This window comes from Zobellia galactanivorans (assembly GCF_000973105.1).
GTDB lineage: Bacteria > Bacteroidota > Bacteroidia > Flavobacteriales > Flavobacteriaceae > Zobellia > Zobellia galactanivorans.
This window is the reverse complement of record NC_015844.1, coordinates 2,582,932-2,599,432: the sequence shown is the minus strand read 5'-3', so window position 1 is coordinate 2,599,432 and position 16,501 is coordinate 2,582,932. Positions and strand designations below refer to the sequence as shown.

12 protein-coding genes are annotated in these 16,501 nt (G+C 46.0%); all 12 read left to right on the top strand.

What is annotated here, in order from left to right:
• Nucleotides 1–4 precede the first annotated feature (4 nt).
• The 12 genes from ZOBGAL_RS10475 (at nucleotide 5) to ZOBGAL_RS10420 (ending at nucleotide 16,483) form a co-directional block, all read left to right on the top strand.
• A complete protein-coding gene (locus tag ZOBGAL_RS10475) occupies nucleotides 5–1,807 on the top strand; it encodes a RagB/SusD family nutrient uptake outer membrane protein (protein ID WP_013993574.1) in 1,803 nt (600 codons plus the stop codon).
• Between the two features lie 28 nt (nucleotides 1,808–1,835).
• The gene (locus tag ZOBGAL_RS10470; RefSeq protein ID WP_013993573.1) at nucleotides 1,836–2,300 is read left to right on the top strand and encodes a DUF5018-related domain-containing protein; all 465 of its coding nucleotides are present in this window, start codon (nucleotides 1,836–1,838) and stop codon (nucleotides 2,298–2,300) included.
• Nucleotides 2,301–2,360: 60 nt separating this feature from the next.
• Nucleotides 2,361–3,905: a sulfatase family protein gene (locus tag ZOBGAL_RS10465; protein WP_013993572.1), complete on the top strand. Its 1,545-nt coding sequence runs from the start codon at nucleotides 2,361–2,363 to the stop codon at nucleotides 3,903–3,905.
• A 12-nt stretch (nucleotides 3,906–3,917) separates the two neighbouring features.
• Nucleotides 3,918–5,426 (top strand): sulfatase, encoded by a 1,509-nt coding sequence (locus ZOBGAL_RS10460; protein WP_148560704.1) that lies wholly within the window; start codon nucleotides 3,918–3,920, stop codon nucleotides 5,424–5,426.
• Between the two features lie 18 nt (nucleotides 5,427–5,444).
• A complete protein-coding gene (locus tag ZOBGAL_RS10455) occupies nucleotides 5,445–7,028 on the top strand; it encodes a sulfatase-like hydrolase/transferase (RefSeq protein WP_013993570.1) in 1,584 nt (527 codons plus the stop codon).
• A 17-nt stretch (nucleotides 7,029–7,045) separates the two neighbouring features.
• Nucleotides 7,046–7,795, top strand: a complete 750-nt coding sequence (locus ZOBGAL_RS10450) for a GDSL-type esterase/lipase family protein (RefSeq protein ID WP_013993569.1) — start codon at nucleotides 7,046–7,048, stop codon at nucleotides 7,793–7,795.
• Nucleotides 7,796–7,809: 14 nt separating this feature from the next.
• Nucleotides 7,810–9,522, top strand: a complete 1,713-nt coding sequence (locus ZOBGAL_RS10445) for a glycoside hydrolase family protein (RefSeq protein WP_013993568.1) — start codon at nucleotides 7,810–7,812, stop codon at nucleotides 9,520–9,522.
• A gap of 7 nt (nucleotides 9,523–9,529) precedes the next feature.
• Nucleotides 9,530–10,972, top strand: a complete 1,443-nt coding sequence (locus tag ZOBGAL_RS10440; protein WP_013993567.1) for a twin-arginine translocation signal domain-containing protein — start codon at nucleotides 9,530–9,532, stop codon at nucleotides 10,970–10,972.
• A gap of 129 nt (nucleotides 10,973–11,101) precedes the next feature.
• A complete protein-coding gene (locus tag ZOBGAL_RS10435) occupies nucleotides 11,102–12,655 on the top strand; it encodes a sulfatase family protein (RefSeq protein WP_197541284.1) in 1,554 nt (517 codons plus the stop codon).
• A 14-nt stretch (nucleotides 12,656–12,669) separates the two neighbouring features.
• Nucleotides 12,670–14,172, top strand: coding sequence for an alpha-L-fucosidase (locus tag ZOBGAL_RS10430; protein WP_013993565.1), 1,503 nt, complete (start codon nucleotides 12,670–12,672; stop codon nucleotides 14,170–14,172).
• Nucleotides 14,173–14,207: 35 nt separating this feature from the next.
• Entirely contained in the window at nucleotides 14,208–15,920 is a 1,713-nt protein-coding gene (locus ZOBGAL_RS10425) for a GMC oxidoreductase (RefSeq protein ID WP_013993564.1), read from the top strand.
• Nucleotides 15,920–16,483, top strand: coding sequence for a gluconate 2-dehydrogenase subunit 3 family protein (locus ZOBGAL_RS10420; RefSeq protein WP_013993563.1), 564 nt, complete (start codon nucleotides 15,920–15,922; stop codon nucleotides 16,481–16,483). The genes ZOBGAL_RS10425 and ZOBGAL_RS10420 overlap by 1 nt, the downstream gene beginning before the upstream one ends.
• The last annotated feature ends 18 nt before the right edge of the window (nucleotides 16,484–16,501 follow it).

Sequence of the window (16,501 nt, the reverse complement as noted above, 5' to 3'; positions counted from 1 at the left end):
AGTAATGAAGAACGTATATATATCCCTATTTTCCATTTCGATCGCCCTCATGAGTTTCTCGTGTAGCGACGACCTATTAGATACCGAGCCCCTAGATAAATACACCGAACAAGATGTGTGGAGCGATGCCAATCTGGCCCAAGGTTTTATCTATAACACCTATAATTCGGTCTTACCCGAATTGTTGGTCAACCCAGAAGACCCTGACCCAAAAGGTGGTGGTGCCGGTAACGATGACTTTACCGATAACACGGTCTTGGTAAATGCCAACAAAGTAGCCTTAGACCTTATTGACCCGTTTTATGATGCGGGTTGGGCCAAGAACAATTCTTATTACTTCTATGGCAATGCCCCATTAGGACTTAAAGCCCCTATCAAGCAAAATTCCTTTGAAGTTATCAGGGACTGTAACTTGATCATTGAGAAAGTCGCTGCCTCAGAGGGCATTCCTGAGAACATCAAACCCAAATTGATAGCACAGGGCAAGATGTTACGGGCTTTGATCTATTATTCTAAAGCTCGCTTGTTCGGCAAATACGTCATTGTCGACAAAGTGCTTACCCCCCAAGACGATTTAAAGCTTCCTCGAACCGAAACGATTAAAGAAACCTATGATTTCATCATCAAAGACCTGCAGGAAGCGGCCCTTGACCTACCTATTGCCAATAATGCGGAGGTCGGTGAACTTACCAAAGGGGCAGCCTACGCCATGTTGGCCGAAATTGCCTTGCACGGTGCCGCATATATAGAAAGTGGAAAACAAGACTATTACAGCATCTCAAAGAAAGCCAGTGAAGACCTATTTACCCTAGGGTATGCCCTAGACCCCAATTACGGTGAGCTATTCAACGATTACGATCGGGCCTTGAACTCTTCGGAAATCATACTAGGGCTATACACCAATATAGACGCCACCCTTTGTGTGCTGACCCCAATGCAACGTATTGTACCCAATATGGAGGTAGCCAAAACCGAAGGGACTCCCAAACTCAACGAATCATTCTTAGGTTGGACAACGGCAATGCCCTCAACAGACCTAATCGACGATTATTTGGTTACGGATACCGACGGCGTAGCCAAAAGGTGGGACGAAACCTCGTATTACCAAGATTTTGAAATGAACGGAGGTTTTCTTTCCGACGCCATCTATAACGAGCACCGCGATGCCCGTTTCTTCGCTTCCATTGTACAAGACTCCTCTCAACTCTTCACGAATACGGTAACTACAAGAATTGGGGGGAACATGCATTACGCCCAAAGTACAAAGGGAACCGGGGCCTCTACCATATCGGGCTATTTTATAAGAAAGGGCATTTACGACATTGAAGGGTACAAGGCCGTAAACTTCACCAATTACCATCAGGTCATTACCAGATTGGGCCGCGCCTATTTGAACTATGCCGAAGTCATGCTCCGTATGAACGATGCCGAAACGGCCGTGCAGTACATCAACAAAACACGGGCGCAGCACGGAAAACTCCCCGAACTTATGGCGGGTATGACCCTAGACCAAGTTTGGGATTGGTACAAAATAGAGCGTCGGGTAGAATTATTTTTTGAAAACGACCGCTACTGGTCCCTACTGCGATGGGGCAAAGAAGCAGGCGGTGGTGTTATCCCTGAACTGAACGACAAAGAATATTCCTTCTTTGAAATTTCCGCAGATGGAAAAAGCTTTGAAAGCAAGCCCGTGGTACTTAAGCCTGGCAACCAAAAGAAACGTTTTTCCACAAGACGCTATCTATTTCCCGTACCGGAAAACGAACGAATACTCAACGAAAAACTAGACCAGAACCCAGGTTGGTAAATTAACGCACCATATTAAATCACATACGATGAAAAAACATATACAATACTTGATGTTTCTGTTTGTAGGTCTTACAATGACCTCTTGCCTGAAATCCGACCTAGAGGAGCTACCTGCATTTAGCGAAGCCGAAATCACCAATTTCAGATTTGAATATAGGTGGATAGATGACACCCAAGACTACAATCGCCTCCAAGTAGTTCAACTTGATACGGAAGCGACCATAGACACCGTGAATCAAAAAGTCGCCTGCATCATATCGGTTCCCCCTGCCAGTAGCGATTTTCCAGAGGAAATCCGTTCGCAAGTAAGCCTTTCGGCCATTGTCGGTTATGCCGACATATCCACGGCTGCTACATTGGCCCCTTCAAATGGCGCCCCTGCCCTCGGTGAAATAGCCGATTTCGGCAAAGGTGACATGAACTACGAAGTTACCGCAGCGGATGGCACCAAGGTCATCTGGAGCTTGATCATTTCGGAATTCAATAAGTAAGTACCATATTGAATCCAACCGCTGTAAACAATTTGTAACTTACCTGTAAAAACCAGGACCATGATAACATATACTTTTCAATTTCTGCAATCTATCCTCAAATTCGGTATTGTCGGGATGCTCTCACTTAGCGCGAACCCGCCAAGTACACCGCCCGAACGCCCGAACATCTTATTCTGTATTGCGGACGATGCCTCCATGAAGAGTTTTGGCGCCTATGGCGACACCTTCATCAACACCCCGGCCATCGACCGCTTGGCCAAAGAGGGTACGGTTTTTGAAAATGCATATAACGGCAATCCCAAATGTTCACCGGCAAGGGCCTGTATCTTAACGGGCAAGTACAGTTGGCAGTTGAAAGAGGCCACCGATCACAACGGGCGTTTTCCGCTGGAATTCAAAACCTATCCGCAGCTACTGGCCCAAAAAGGTTATCGCGTAGGATATACGGGTAAAGGCTGGGGACCTGGCGTTTACGACACCAAAGACAACCCCGCCGGACCTGAATACAACACCATTAAACTCGAGCCCCCCTATAAGGGAATCACCGATGTTGACTATGCCTCAAATTTCGAGGCCTTTCTAAACGAAAACCCCAAGAACGTTCCCTTTTGTTTTTGGTTGGGAACCAAAGAACCCCATCGTTTTTACGAATTGGATTCTTGGAAAAAAGCCGGTCGCAAACTAGAGGAAGCCGACGTTCCCCCTTTTTACCCCGACAACGAAATTATTCGCGGCGACCTGCTCGACTATGCCAATGAGGTGGAATGGTTCGACACCCATGTAGGGAAGGCCATAAAGATCCTGGAGAAAAAGGGACTCTTGAAAAACACCTTGGTTCTAATCACTTCTGATCACGGTATGCCCTTTCCAAGGGTAAAAGGCCAGATTTACGAAGAAGGTTTCCATGTTCCACTCATCGCATATTGGAAGGGCAAGATTATCTCTGGGCGTACCGTGAGCGATTTCGTCAGCTTTTCAGATCTAGCCCCTACCTTTATGGAAGTAGTCGGGGAAACGCCCCATCCGCAAATGACGGGAAGCAGTATTACAAAGCAACTTTTCGATTCTCGATCCGGTCGGATCGATTCTAGTAGAGATCACGTTCTTTTAGGTAAGGAACGCCACGATGTGGGCCGGGCCAATGAAGATGGCACCAACCTTGCCTATCCCGTAAGGGCCATTAGAAACGACTCCCTCTTATACGTTCACAACATAAAACCCGAAAGATGGCCCGTTGGCAATCCGGAATATGGTTTTATGAATACCGATGGTTCGCCTACCAAGAGTTATATCACTTCCCTAAAACCGGATGATGACGAATATCACTTCTTTGAGATGAATTTTGATAAGAGACCGGAGCACGAACTTTACAATATTCAAAAAGACCCGCATTGCATCGATAACCTGGCCGACCGACCTGAAAATGCCGAGGTCATTACAAAGCTTCGTACCCAAATGGAAACTGAACTCATAGCACAGGGCGACCCCCGAACATTGGGACAAGGAGATATCTTTGACAACTACATCTATTACGGTAAGCGACTGGACTACAAAACAGGCAAACGTATCGCCCCGCTCAAGTACATTAAAAAAACCGAATAAATGTTTGGCACCATGCTTCTAAAAAAGGGCTCTTTTTTTCTGTCATTGCTATTTCTAATGTCTTTTGGGTTCAGCTGGGCCCAAGAAAAACAACCTAATATCATTTTTGTTCTTGTAGACGACCTCGGTTATGCCGATGTCGGCTTCAACGGCTCCACTTATTTCGAAACCCCGGCACTAGATGCGTTGGCCAAGGAAAGCTTGGTATTCGATAATGCCTATATGTATCCTACCTGCTCGCCTTCAAGAGCCGCCCTTTTCACCGGGAAACAATCATTCCGGACCGGGGTGTACACCGTTCCCGTATTGGAGAAAGGAGATGCCCAAGAAAATATCTTCTCTCGTTGGACGGTCGGAAAGGAACATCCCATCTATGCAGAAGCCCTTGCTGCCGCAGGTTACCAATCCATTCACTTAGGGAAATGGCATATTGTAGGGCCCTATCCTGAAAAAGAACTGGCCATGAACTGGCCCATCCAGCAAAAATTGGATCAACCTCGACCTGGGGATTTCACTTGGGTAGAGAACCATAAGACACCAGCCGTAAAACAATACTACCCCGAAGGCAGGGGCTTTATCAAAAACGTCGGCGGTACATTTCGCGGAGACCCGGCCCTAGAAGAAGGAGGCTACAAAAGTGAACGTGGAGGGTATCGCGCCCCGTTCAGCAATCCGTTTATATCCCCAAAACCCGATGATGAATGGCTCACGGACCGACTTTCCAGCGATGCCATTGAATTTATGGACAACCATAAAAACGCCCCGTTCTTGATCAACCTTCATTTCTATGCGGTACATCGTCCCATAAAGAACAGAAACGATGAGCTCTTTGATAAATACATGAACAAACCCGGCGACCCCATAACGGGACAAGGTATAGGCAAAAACAAAGAACGGATGGCCAGTTACGCCACCATGGTACAGTCTATGGACGAGAATATCGGTAGAATCATAACATACCTCAAAAAGAATAATTTAGAAGAAAATACATTGATTATCATTACCTCCGATAATGGCTATCACGGTATTGCCTCCGAGAATTTAAAGTTAAGAGGTTCCAAAGGGGAAATTTATGAAGGAGGAATAAAAGTTCCCGCCTTAATTCATTGGCCCGGCAAGGTAAAAGCCCGTAGAACGGAGATTCCTATTTCGGTTACCGATTATTTTCCGACACTAATGGATGTTGCCCATGTAGATTACACTGGGCAACTAGATGGAAATTCCCTTACGCCCCTATTTCAAAAAGACAAGAACAGTTTTAAAAAACGCCCCTTGTTCTGGCATTTGGCCAGCCAATACAAGCATGGTACCTGTTCGGTCATCCGTAAGGGGAAGTACAAACTGATCCAATTTTTGGCCGATGGAAGGCTCGAACTATACGATTTACAGAACGACCCAAGGGAAGCGAGCAACTTGGCCAAGGAACAGCCAAAAACCGCCAAGGCCCTGCTCGATGAACTCGTGGCCTGGCGTAAAATGAACAGGGTGCCCCTGCCCCCGAATTCAATCCTTTCCAAGTAATCAAAAAAAGCCCCACAAGTGAACCGGCCACCACTATTGTATACCACAAAACTTCTCTTTATCCAGCTGCTGTTCATCCTGTGGAACGTACCCCAGTGCCAAGCCCAAAAAAAGATAAAGAAGCCCAACATTGTGCTTATTTACGCCGATGACCTAGGCCGTGGCATGTTAGGCACCTACGGGCAAAAGATGTTGACTACGCCCAATATTGACAAGTTAGCCTCGCAAGGCATGCAATTTGAAAGGGCCTACGGCGCCATGTATTGTGCCCCAGCAAGGGCCAGCCTATTGACCGGAATGCACGACTGCCATGGGGGTGATGCCATGACCATTGTAAAAGCGGGCATCTATAAGGAATTGGATAATGGGCTCACCCTGGAAGAAATCAAGGCTAAAATCCACAAAGTAGCCCTTCCGGCCGAAAAAGGCGAGGTGTTCTTGGGTGAAATTGCGCAAAAGGCAGGCTATACCACAGGGCAGTTCGGAAAATTGGAATGGGGTTTTGCCACCACTCCCGAACGTATGGAACGTCATGGTTGGGACCATCATTTTGGGTATTACGACCATCTTCGGTGCCATGGTTTTTACCCCCCTTTCCTTTTTGAGAACGGCAAAAAAGTCGACATCCCAGGAAACACCCATGTCGATTGTGCCAAAACCACGGAATACGACTCTTCCGAAAATTTTAAGGATCGGTGGAATATGGAAGGTAAGGCCGTCTATTCGGAGCATATTATCATGGAAAAAATGTTGGGTTTTATGGAAGCTAACCACCCCCAAAAAACAAACAAACCCTTCTTTATCTATTTCCCTACACAGTTGCCCCACGGGCCGACCATGGTTCCCGAGGTACATCCTGAATTAGCCAATAACCCCAACTTGACCCAATGGGAAAAAGAATATGCTTCTATGGTAAAGATGTTGGATGACGATGTGGGCCGAATTTATTCCAAACTCGAAGAAATGGAAATTCTTGACAACACTATCATTGTCTTTACTTCCGACAACGGACATGAAATTTACTACCCCGAAAAAGGGCGTACCTCAAAAAACAACGTCAACGTAAAAGGAGAAGAATTTGATAATATCACCACACGCTTCAACAGTCGCGTTGCCGGTGATATTTTTGACGGCAATGACGGTATGTCGGGAAAAAAACGTGACAACTGGGAAGGCGGGGTTCGCGTTCCCCTATTCTGGTACTGGAAAGACCACATAAAAGCCGGTACGGTTTCGGACCAAATGGTAAGTAACTATGACTTTTTGAATACCCTAGCCGAGATCGTAGGTGTGCCCCAGCGCGATGAAAAAGATGGGGTTTCTTATGCACAGGTACTATTCGGCGGCACGCCTAAACTCCGTGATTATACGGTTTATAGCTCTAAAATGGGTCCCGCCTTGGTCACCCAAGAAGGATGGAAGCTCCGATATTTTCTGAAGGCAGATGTTTTTCAGCTCTATTATCTACCCGATGATTACGAAGAAGTAAATGATTTGGCCCAAGAGCATCCTGAAACAACTGAAAAATTAAAAGCGACACTTTTTAAGGAATGCAATGAAAACTGGGAAAATGGTATTGGCCCCGTTCAAAAAAAAGTTTAAAACCAAGTTGAACTATTATGCTTAACAAAATCAAACCCGGTCACACCCTACTCCTCTTACTCATATACCTACTAGCATCATGTTCTAGTACGAAACTTGGTTCTCAAAAGGAAAACCCGGCAGCCCAATCCGTTCAACTAGAAGGTGAATGGTGGAACAAACGGCACGAGACTATTAAAAGTCGACTTAAATCTGACCCCGAACTGATTTTGGTGGGCAATTCCATTTTTCACACGTTGGAAAAAGAAGACCGAAAAGAGGTTTGGACCAAGTACTTAGATCGCTACCGCACCGTCAATATGGGCATCAGCGGTGACCGTACCGAGAATGTCATATGGCGCATCGAAAATGGCACCTTAGAAGGTATCAATCCAAAAGTAGCCATTGTACTTATAGGTACAAATAATACGGACGGCAACCATTATTTAAACATAAGCACCCCAGAAGAACTGGGCGATGGTATTTACAAAATATGTAGTCTATTGACCCAAAAACTACCGAATACCGAGATTCTCCTCATGGGCATTCTTCCCTATGGGTACAAACCTAATCACAGAGATAATATCAACAAGGCTACGAACAAGCTGATTTCATCCTTCCCAAAAAAGAATTCAAAAATCCATTATATAGATATCAGCTCTAAATATGTTGACGAGAGTGGAAAGGTCAACAAAGAACTTATGCCCGATTACCTGCACCCCAATGCAGAAGGACATTTACTAATGTTCAAAGCACTGGATGCCGATATCCAAAAATTAATGAAATAATTGAATCCTTTTAAATGAAACTCAGTCACCTTCTCCTTGCCTTCGCAATTCTCAATATTTCATCAATTGAGGCACAACAAAGTACCCCTTCAAAAAAACAAAAAAAGAAAGCCCACGAAATGGTCGTAAAAAGGGAGCGTCCGGCAGCTTGGGACAAGCTCGTTTGGGGAGGCCGTTTTATGGACCGTTTTTTACCCATGCCCGATCTCGGGGGAAGGACTTCCGATACTTGGGGCTCCCCCAATGTCATCCCTAGAGACATCAACAATGGCGTTGAAAGTCCGCTTTGGTCCTATTGGGGAGGCAATACCTTGCTCGAAAAGGAAGATGGAAAATACCATTTGTTCGTTTGCCGTTGGCCAGAAAGTGCAGAAAAAGGGCATATGGCCTACCCTAACAGCCGTGTGGTACACGGTGTTTCGGAATCTCCTTTCGGTCCTTTCAAAATTGCCGGCGAAGTAGGCCATGGACACAATCCCACATGGTACGTAACCAAAAAAGGACGATATGTTCTTTACGTGACCGATAAATACTATGTAGCGCAACACATTAACGGCCCGTGGCGAGAAGGACAATTTGAATTCGACAAACGGGACCGCAAAACCTCGAGTGCTTCCAATTTCATGCACAATTGCACCTTTGCCCAACGCGAAGACGGCTCCTTCTTAATGATAAACCGCCATGGCTACCCTTGGTTCAGCAAAGATGGCCTGGCCACCTGGAACATGGTAGGCGAAAAATCGGTTTACCCCCCAGTGGAAGGCAAGTATGAAGACCCCGTCGTCTGGAAAGACCACGTACAGTACCACCTCATCGTCAACGATTGGTTGGGCAGGATTGCGTGGTACCTTCGCTCTAAAGATGGCGTGAACTGGAAGGTAGACCCCGGGGAAGCCTATACGCCTGGTATTTCCGTCCATAAAGACGGTACTAAGGAAGGTTGGCACAAATACGAACGTATCCGTATACTACAAGATGAAAAAGGAAGGGCCATTGCCGCCAACTTTGCGGTAATCGACACCTTAAAATACGAAGACCTCCCCAAGGATAATCACAGTTCAAAACTCATTGTCGTGCCCCTTAGAAAGGAAAAGTTGTTGACCGTTCTAAACACCAAAAAAATCACTTCCAATACAAAAGAAATCAAGCTTAAAATTGAGGCGGAAAACGATTTTGACCCACATAGCGATATTGATTTAGGTTCGTTACGTTTTGGTGCCTCTGAAGAAGTAAATTTCGGAAAAGGAAGTAAATTATCACGTACGGAAAAATCGGGAGATGACCTTATCCTCATTTTTGAAGGAAAAGGCAATGGCCTTACCGACGAAAATTTCGCTGGAAAATTATTGGGGAAGGACAAAAACGGGGAACTGCTCTTTGGCTATGCACGTTTACCCGAAGTTCAATACATCACCCCCATTCTTTCTTCTCGGGCCCCGGTCTTCACAAAAACCACAAGCGAATACGACCTAAGCGTAAAAGTCGAAAATTTCGGGCAAGTCGCATCCTCATCCGCCCATATCGCCATAACCCTTGTTGAGAACGGAAAAGAAACGGAGTTGGCCTCAGGAGCGCTAGATTCCATAAAACCCTTTCAATCTACAACAGTTAGCCTCACGACCAAGGTCCATCTGCAAAAAGGGACCACCTATACCCTAAAAAACACCATCAGCTCAAACGGACGTACCGTTGAAACTTTTACCCAAACACTCACACTTCAAGAATAGCACGAACATGAACAACCGAAGAGATTTTATAAAAAAAGCAGGTATGGGTATTGCCCTTGCAGGAGTTTCAGGCCCATTGGCGGCACAAGCCACCTCTACACACTATGAGGTTTTGAACAAAAACGATAAGGTTGAAGGGGAACAGGTAAAAATAAAAGTCACCAAACCATTGTTTTGTCCCTATAACAGCAATGGCACCGCAGCCCAAAAAGGTGGTGATGCCTATTACTTTCAAAGCGATGCCTTTACCCACAATCCCTTCACCATTCCGGCTAGTGGAATGAGCGGTTCGCCGGTTATCAGAGACGCTGCCGGTAAGTTCGTGGGTTTTATGACCACCTTCGGTTTTGAAAATTCTACCTTTAGTTTCGACGGAAAAGAAACCCTGACCATAAACGTTCCCGAGGGACAGGAACTTTTTGTGGATGAAAGCGGTAAGGGCGATGAAGCGTGGAAGACGTACAATACCCAAATGATGCACCGCCTGAACATTCAGCCTTATAAAGTGTTTCCCCACTTTTGGGCCGATGTGGAATATTGCACCTGGGTAGAGCAGAAGATACAATCCAATGTTCCCAAAGGGCATTTTAATCTACTGAATCACGACTTTGTAGCGAAGTATTTAGACAAAGTTATCGAATACGGATTTCCCAAGGGAAAAATGACCTTGGATCACGGTTGGGGCCAATTTCCCGACGGCAGTCTCAACTCCGGCTACGGCTCATGGCATCCCGACCCCAAAAAATTTCCCGATTTTAGAAAGACCATGGACCTTATAAACGAAAAAGGGTTTACGCCCGGTCTATGGATAGGCTTTCCTAAAATACACGCCTCAAGTATCGCGGCCCAGAACAACCCGAACCTCTTGGGAGCCTATCGGGCCCAAGGCAAAACGGAATACGACAAAGGCGTGCGATGGTTGAACCCCAAGGCCGACATTTTCGAATACGCTTCGGAGACCATTCACCGCTTTCATAAAATGGGGGTACGGAAATTTAAAATTGATATGTCGTACAACACCAAATCAGACATGCTCCACATACACAAAGAACTGTACAAAGCAGCAAAAGGCATTGACCCCTCCATTGAAATGGAATTCCACGTCCCCGATATTTTCTTTACCAAATTCACCGATGTTACCCGTACCAACGATGTATGGCTCAACGATAAATACGACTGGCCCGCACGTGTAAAGACACATTATGAAATCTCATATAAATCTTCTCCCGGCCGTGGTATCAACCTTGACCATATTGGGGGAAATGCCGAAAATGATATTACCGAAGAAAAATACTTGAAGCATTTGGAAATGTTCAAGTCAAAAATAGGATACCCCTTGGTTTCGGTACTTCCGCACCATATCAGTCAAAAGTGTGTCGAAGCTACCGGCGATTATTTATGGGATTATGAAAAAGGGGCCAGACACATCATTTCCGATTTTTATTCGTAAGGTTCAAAAAGCCTCGAATGTACCGAGAGAGACAACAGATAAACCGATACATACATAAGTCCGCCCGATTTCTATTTCATTTGACCTATAGATAATATAACGCTTATGATTCCTTCGGTAAAAAAAACTGTGTTCCCCATTTTATCTTCCTGCCTTCTTATGTTCGCCTCGTGCGGAGATACCAAAAAAAAGGCCCAAAAGGAAACGAGCGACACCCGCCCCAATATCTTATGGATTACCATTGAGGATTGGAGTCCTGATCTTTCCTGTTACGGCACAAAGGGCATTTACACCCCTAACGTAGACCAATTGGCGGCCGAGGGCATTCGCTACAACAAGGCCTTTACGACCTCTCCCGTTTGTTCGACCTCGCGCTCCGCCATGATGACCGGTTTCCACCAAAACTACATTGGCGCCAACCAACACCGTGAGCACAACAAAGAAGCCTTGCCCTACGGTATAAAACCCATTCCTAAACTCTTAGAAGAGGCTGGGTATTTCACCACTTTAATGAGTTGGAAAACCGACATGAACTTTTTGCCCGACACCAAGGAAGAGCTCTTTATGAACACCAACGACTGGGCCGATCGCAATCCGGGCCAACCATTTTTTGCAAGAATCACCTTTAGCGGAACCCACCGTTCGTGGAAGCGCGATCCCGAAAGACCTATCGACATTAAAGACGTTGAGCTCCCTCCCTATTATGCCGACACGCCCTTTGTTCGCCGTGATTGGGCCAACGGACTGGAACAAATGCAATTGGTAGACCGCGAAGTAGGCGCCTTGTTAAAGCGACTAGAAGATGAAGGCTTGGCCGATAATACCATTGTATTTTTTATAGGCGACCATGGCCGTTGCCACATTCGGGGCAAACAATTTTTATACGATGGCGGTACCCGTATCCCTATGATCATGCGGTGGCCAGGCCAAGTAGAACCCGGTCAGGTAAGCGACGACCTGGTCATGTCTTTGGATATTGATGCCACCATACTTGATGCGGCCCATGTTACCCCTCCGCTTCCCTTACACGGAAAAAACCTTCTAGGGGAAGCCATTAAAAAACGAAAATACGTTTTTGCCGCCCGTGACAAAATGGACGAAACCCATGATGCCATGCGTTCCATACGATCAAAAGACTACAAGCTCATTCTCAATCTGATGCCTGAAAGACCATACTTACAGTACAACCAATACAAGGAAAACGCCTACCCCGTATTGGCAGAAATGAGCATCATGTACCTAAAAGGCGAACTTACGCCCGAGCAGGCCGCCTTCTTTGCACCCGTAAAACCCGAAATCGAACTATATGATCTAGGAAAAGACACATATGAGGTAGAGAATGTAGCCGATAATCCCGAATATGGCCCTGTGAAAAAAGAGCTATTGGCCGAACTTCAGAACTGGCGCACCAACGTGATCAAAGACCAAGGTGTTAGCGATGAGTTCAAGGCCATTGGCATTTTTCCTGATAAGAATCCATTTTCAACAGTGGACGAATGGGTCGCCAAAAACCAAAAAAATTACGATTTTAACCGTATAGGCTGGCCTGCATGGTATCCTACAAAAACGCTTCAAGAATGGCAAAAGGCCCGAAAAAAATGGGAACCTTACGTTATGAGAGGGGCATCGGAAAACATACCTCGTCCTGAAATTGGCATTATCAAAAAGAAGAAAAAGAATTAAAGCCAAAATTCAGAATGACAACAAAAAACAAATTTGTAAGCCAAGTAGCCATGACCCTTTTATTGTTCATGGGGATTACCGCACTACACGCCCAACTTCAACCGAAAAAATTCCAAGCCGAATGGGAATCGATACGCGCCGGATATGAGATTCCCGAATGGTTCAGGGATGCCAAATTCGGTATTTTCCTGCATTGGGGCCCCTATGCCGTACCCGCTTACAGCAGTGAAAAATACCCCAGAGGTATCTATGACGAAAAATGGTCAAAAGGCGGCAAAAAGCCCTACACCTACCATAGGGCCCATTATGGCGACCCCTCGAAATTCGGCTATAAAGACTTTATACCTGATTTTAAAGCGGAGAAATTTGACGCAGAGGAATGGGCCGCCCTATTTAAAAATGCAGGGGCCCGCTATGTAGTACCGGTTGCCGAACACCATGACGGCTATGCCATGTACGCTTCTAAGCACACGCGCTGGAACGTTAAGGATACAGGCCCGAAAAAAGACGTTATGCGTATGTTGTCGGATGCGGTCAAGGCCAAGGGAATGAAGTTCGGGGTATCCTCCCACTTTGCCCGCCACAGGGTCTATTACCGTAAGGACGACCCGACCTGGGACACCAATAATCCGGAGTTTTACGACCTGTACGGCGAGCCCATAGGCAATGATACCCTACCCACTAAAAAATTCCTGAACCTTTGGTGGAACCGTACCACCGATATCATTGACAATTATGAGCCCGATTTGCTCTGGTTCGATTTCGGATTGGACAAACCCGGTTTTGAGGTCGTGCATAAAAAAATACTTGCCTATTACTACAATAAGGGCGAAGAATGGAACAAAGGCGTTGTTTTTCAAAACAAGAACATGAGAAACAAATCCTTTCCCGAAGACCTGATAGTACTCGATATTGAACGCGGCCGTATGGACGGGATCTTCAAATACCCGTGGCAGACCGATACTTCCATAGGAAAGATTTCTTGGGGATATGTTACCAATGAAGAATACAAGACTTCAAACTACCTCCTCGACGAATTGATAGACATCGTAAGCAAAAACGGATGTTTGTTGTTGAACATAGGTCCGAAGGCAGATGGCACCATTCCCGATGAAGCTCAAAAAATATTGAACGAAATGGGCCAATGGTTGAGTCTTAACGGCGAAGCCATATACGACACCCGACCCTGGACCATCTTTGGCGAGGGCCCTACGAAAGTTGAAACGGGTCATCATTCCGAAAAGAACAATAAAGAATCCGGCCCCGAAGACTTTCGCTTTACCACCAAAGGAAAAACCCTATATGCTACGGCATTGGGTTGGCCAAAAGATGGCAAATTCAATATTAAATCCCTTTCAAAAAACAATCCCAATACATCAAAACGAATTAAATCGGTAGAATTCATAAGCGGCAAAAACGACATCAAATGGAAGCAGACCTCTAAAGGCCTATCCATTTCCGTTGATGGCCAAAAGCCTTGCGAGGCGGCCTACGTTTTTCGTATCGGCTTAGAATAAAAACAAATCAAAACCTCTTTTTCAAAACATAGCAAATGAGCAAATTTTATTTTAACGAAGAACAAAGTTCCTATGATGCCATTGTTGTAGGTACGGGTGTCAGCGGAGGCTGGGCCGCCAAGGAATTGTGCGAAAACGGACTAAAGACCTTAATGCTCGAAAGGGGCAGAATGGTGGAACACATAAAAGATTACACTACGGCCCATATGGATGATTGGGACTTTGAATTTGGCGGTGAGCTTTCTATTGCCGAAAAGGCAAAGCGCCCCAAACAGAGTCGGACCAACAAAGGCAGAAGTGCGGATTCGTACAAATGGTTCGTGAATGATCTGGAACACCCATATAACGAAACCAAACCCTTTAACTGGATGCGCGGCTACCATGTAGGTGGCAGATCCATAACCTGGGGGCGCCATAGTTACCGCTGGAGTGAAATCGACTTTGAAGCAAATAAAAATGACGGCCATGGCGTTGATTGGCCCGTTCGCTATAAAGACATTGCCCCTTGGTACGATAAGGTAGAAAGTTACATTGGTGTATCGGGTGAAAAAATGGGACTGAGACAACTGCCCGACGGTCAGTTTTTACCAATGATGGAATTGAACTGTGTGGAACAGCACTTTAGGGACAAAGTTTATGAAAACCTAGACGGAAGGGTGGTTACCTCGGGGCGGATCGCTCATATTACGGGCGACAAGGAATTTGAAGGACGCACCAAATGCCAGTTCAGGAACCGTTGTTCCAGAGGATGTCCTTTCGGTGGATATTTTAGCAGCAACTCCTCTACCCTACCGGCCGCGGAACGCACCGGCAACCTGACCCTAAGACCCGACTCCATCGTCACCGAAGTGATGTACGACCCCGACACAAAAAAAGCGACCGGAGTCAAGGTCATCGACCGCTTGACCAAAGAAGAGTTGGTGTTCAATGCCAAGGTCATTTTCTTGTGCGCATCGGCCATTGCCTCGGCCTCTATTCTTCTACAATCAAAATCGGACCGTTTTCCGAACGGAATGGGCAATGATTCCGACCAAGTAGGCCGAAATATCATGGACCATCACCTAGGGGCAGGGGCCAATGGCAAATTCGATGGCTTTGAGGACAAATATTACAAAGGACGAAGACCTGGCGGCGTATACATTCCCCGTTTTAAGAACATCGATGCCAAATCGAAAAGCACGAACTATCTGCGCGGTTTTGGGTATCAAGGTAGCGCAAGCCGTAAAAACTGGAAAGATGCCGTAGCGGAACTCACCATGGGCCAAGAATTGAAAGAAGCCATCTTAAAACCTGGCGGGTGGACCATGGGGATAGGGGGCTTTGGTGAAATCTTACCCTATCAAGACAACCGCATGACCCTAGACTATGACAATCTGGATGGATGGGGACTCCCGACCGTGACCTTCAATGCCGAAATAAGGGACAACGAACTAAAAATGCGTGAAGACATAGTGGTTCAGGCCGCCGAAATGCTAAAAAAGGCCGGTTTTCGCGATATCAATACCCACAACAGCTCCTATAACATGGGACATGGCATTCATGAAATGGGAACGGCACGCATGGGAAGGGACCCCAAAACTTCGGTACTGAACGGTCACAACCAAATACACGAAGTACCGAACGTATACGTAACCGACGGTGCCTTTATGGCCTCATCGAGTTGTGTCAACCCTTCATTGACCTATATGGCCTTTTCGGCAAGGGCCGCCAATCACGCAGCACAAGAACTCAAAAAAGGAAATATATAATGGATAGAAGAAAAGCATTGATGCAGATAGGAATGTCAATGGGCTACGTAATTGCCGCACCGACATTCATGAGCGTTTTACAAAGTTGTAATGACAAAAAGGAAACCATTTGGGTCCCTAAATTCTTAAGCCAAGACCAAGGTACTGTGCTAATAGGTTTGGTCGATAGTATACTTCCCAAAACGGACACCCTTTCGGCTTCGGAAGTAAACGTCCATGTATTTTTAGACCATTTCGCCAAGGAGGTCATGCCCCCGAAGCAGCAAGACCAGTTTAAGACCACCTTGAACCAATTGGCCATCAACGCCTTAAACAGTTCCAAAAAAGAGAAGATAAGCGACCTTACCGCCATTGATCTGGCCCCCGTAATGAAGAAGGCCCTTACCGACAAAAAAGCCAAGGGCCTACCCTTTGCCAAAAAGATAAGGGAGCTGACCATTTGGGGCTATAAATGTACGGAGTACGTAGGCGAGGAAGTACTGGCCTATGATTCCATTCCCGGACAATATATTGCCTGCGGCGACCTAGAAGAGTTGACCGGAGGAAAAGCTTGGTCTATTTAAACCAAGATTCACCTTATA

What these genes read in the sequence shown, in the direction of transcription:
- ZOBGAL_RS10475 (WP_013993574.1), top strand. Translation starts at nt 5, where the DNA reads ATGAAGAACGTATATATATCCCTATTTTCCATTTCGATCGCCCTCATG.
- ZOBGAL_RS10470 (WP_013993573.1), top strand. Translation starts at nt 1,836, where the DNA reads ATGAAAAAACATATACAATACTTGATGTTTCTGTTTGTAGGTCTTACA.
- ZOBGAL_RS10465 (WP_013993572.1), top strand. Translation starts at nt 2,361, where the DNA reads ATGATAACATATACTTTTCAATTTCTGCAATCTATCCTCAAATTCGGT.
- ZOBGAL_RS10460 (WP_148560704.1), top strand. Translation starts at nt 3,918, where the DNA reads ATGCTTCTAAAAAAGGGCTCTTTTTTTCTGTCATTGCTATTTCTAATG.
- ZOBGAL_RS10450 (WP_013993569.1), top strand. Translation starts at nt 7,046, where the DNA reads ATGCTTAACAAAATCAAACCCGGTCACACCCTACTCCTCTTACTCATA.
- ZOBGAL_RS10445 (WP_013993568.1), top strand. Translation starts at nt 7,810, where the DNA reads ATGAAACTCAGTCACCTTCTCCTTGCCTTCGCAATTCTCAATATTTCA.
- ZOBGAL_RS10440 (WP_013993567.1), top strand. Translation starts at nt 9,530, where the DNA reads ATGAACAACCGAAGAGATTTTATAAAAAAAGCAGGTATGGGTATTGCC.
- ZOBGAL_RS10430 (WP_013993565.1), top strand. Translation starts at nt 12,670, where the DNA reads ATGACAACAAAAAACAAATTTGTAAGCCAAGTAGCCATGACCCTTTTA.
- ZOBGAL_RS10425 (WP_013993564.1), top strand. Translation starts at nt 14,208, where the DNA reads ATGAGCAAATTTTATTTTAACGAAGAACAAAGTTCCTATGATGCCATT.
- ZOBGAL_RS10420 (WP_013993563.1), top strand. Translation starts at nt 15,920, where the DNA reads ATGGATAGAAGAAAAGCATTGATGCAGATAGGAATGTCAATGGGCTAC.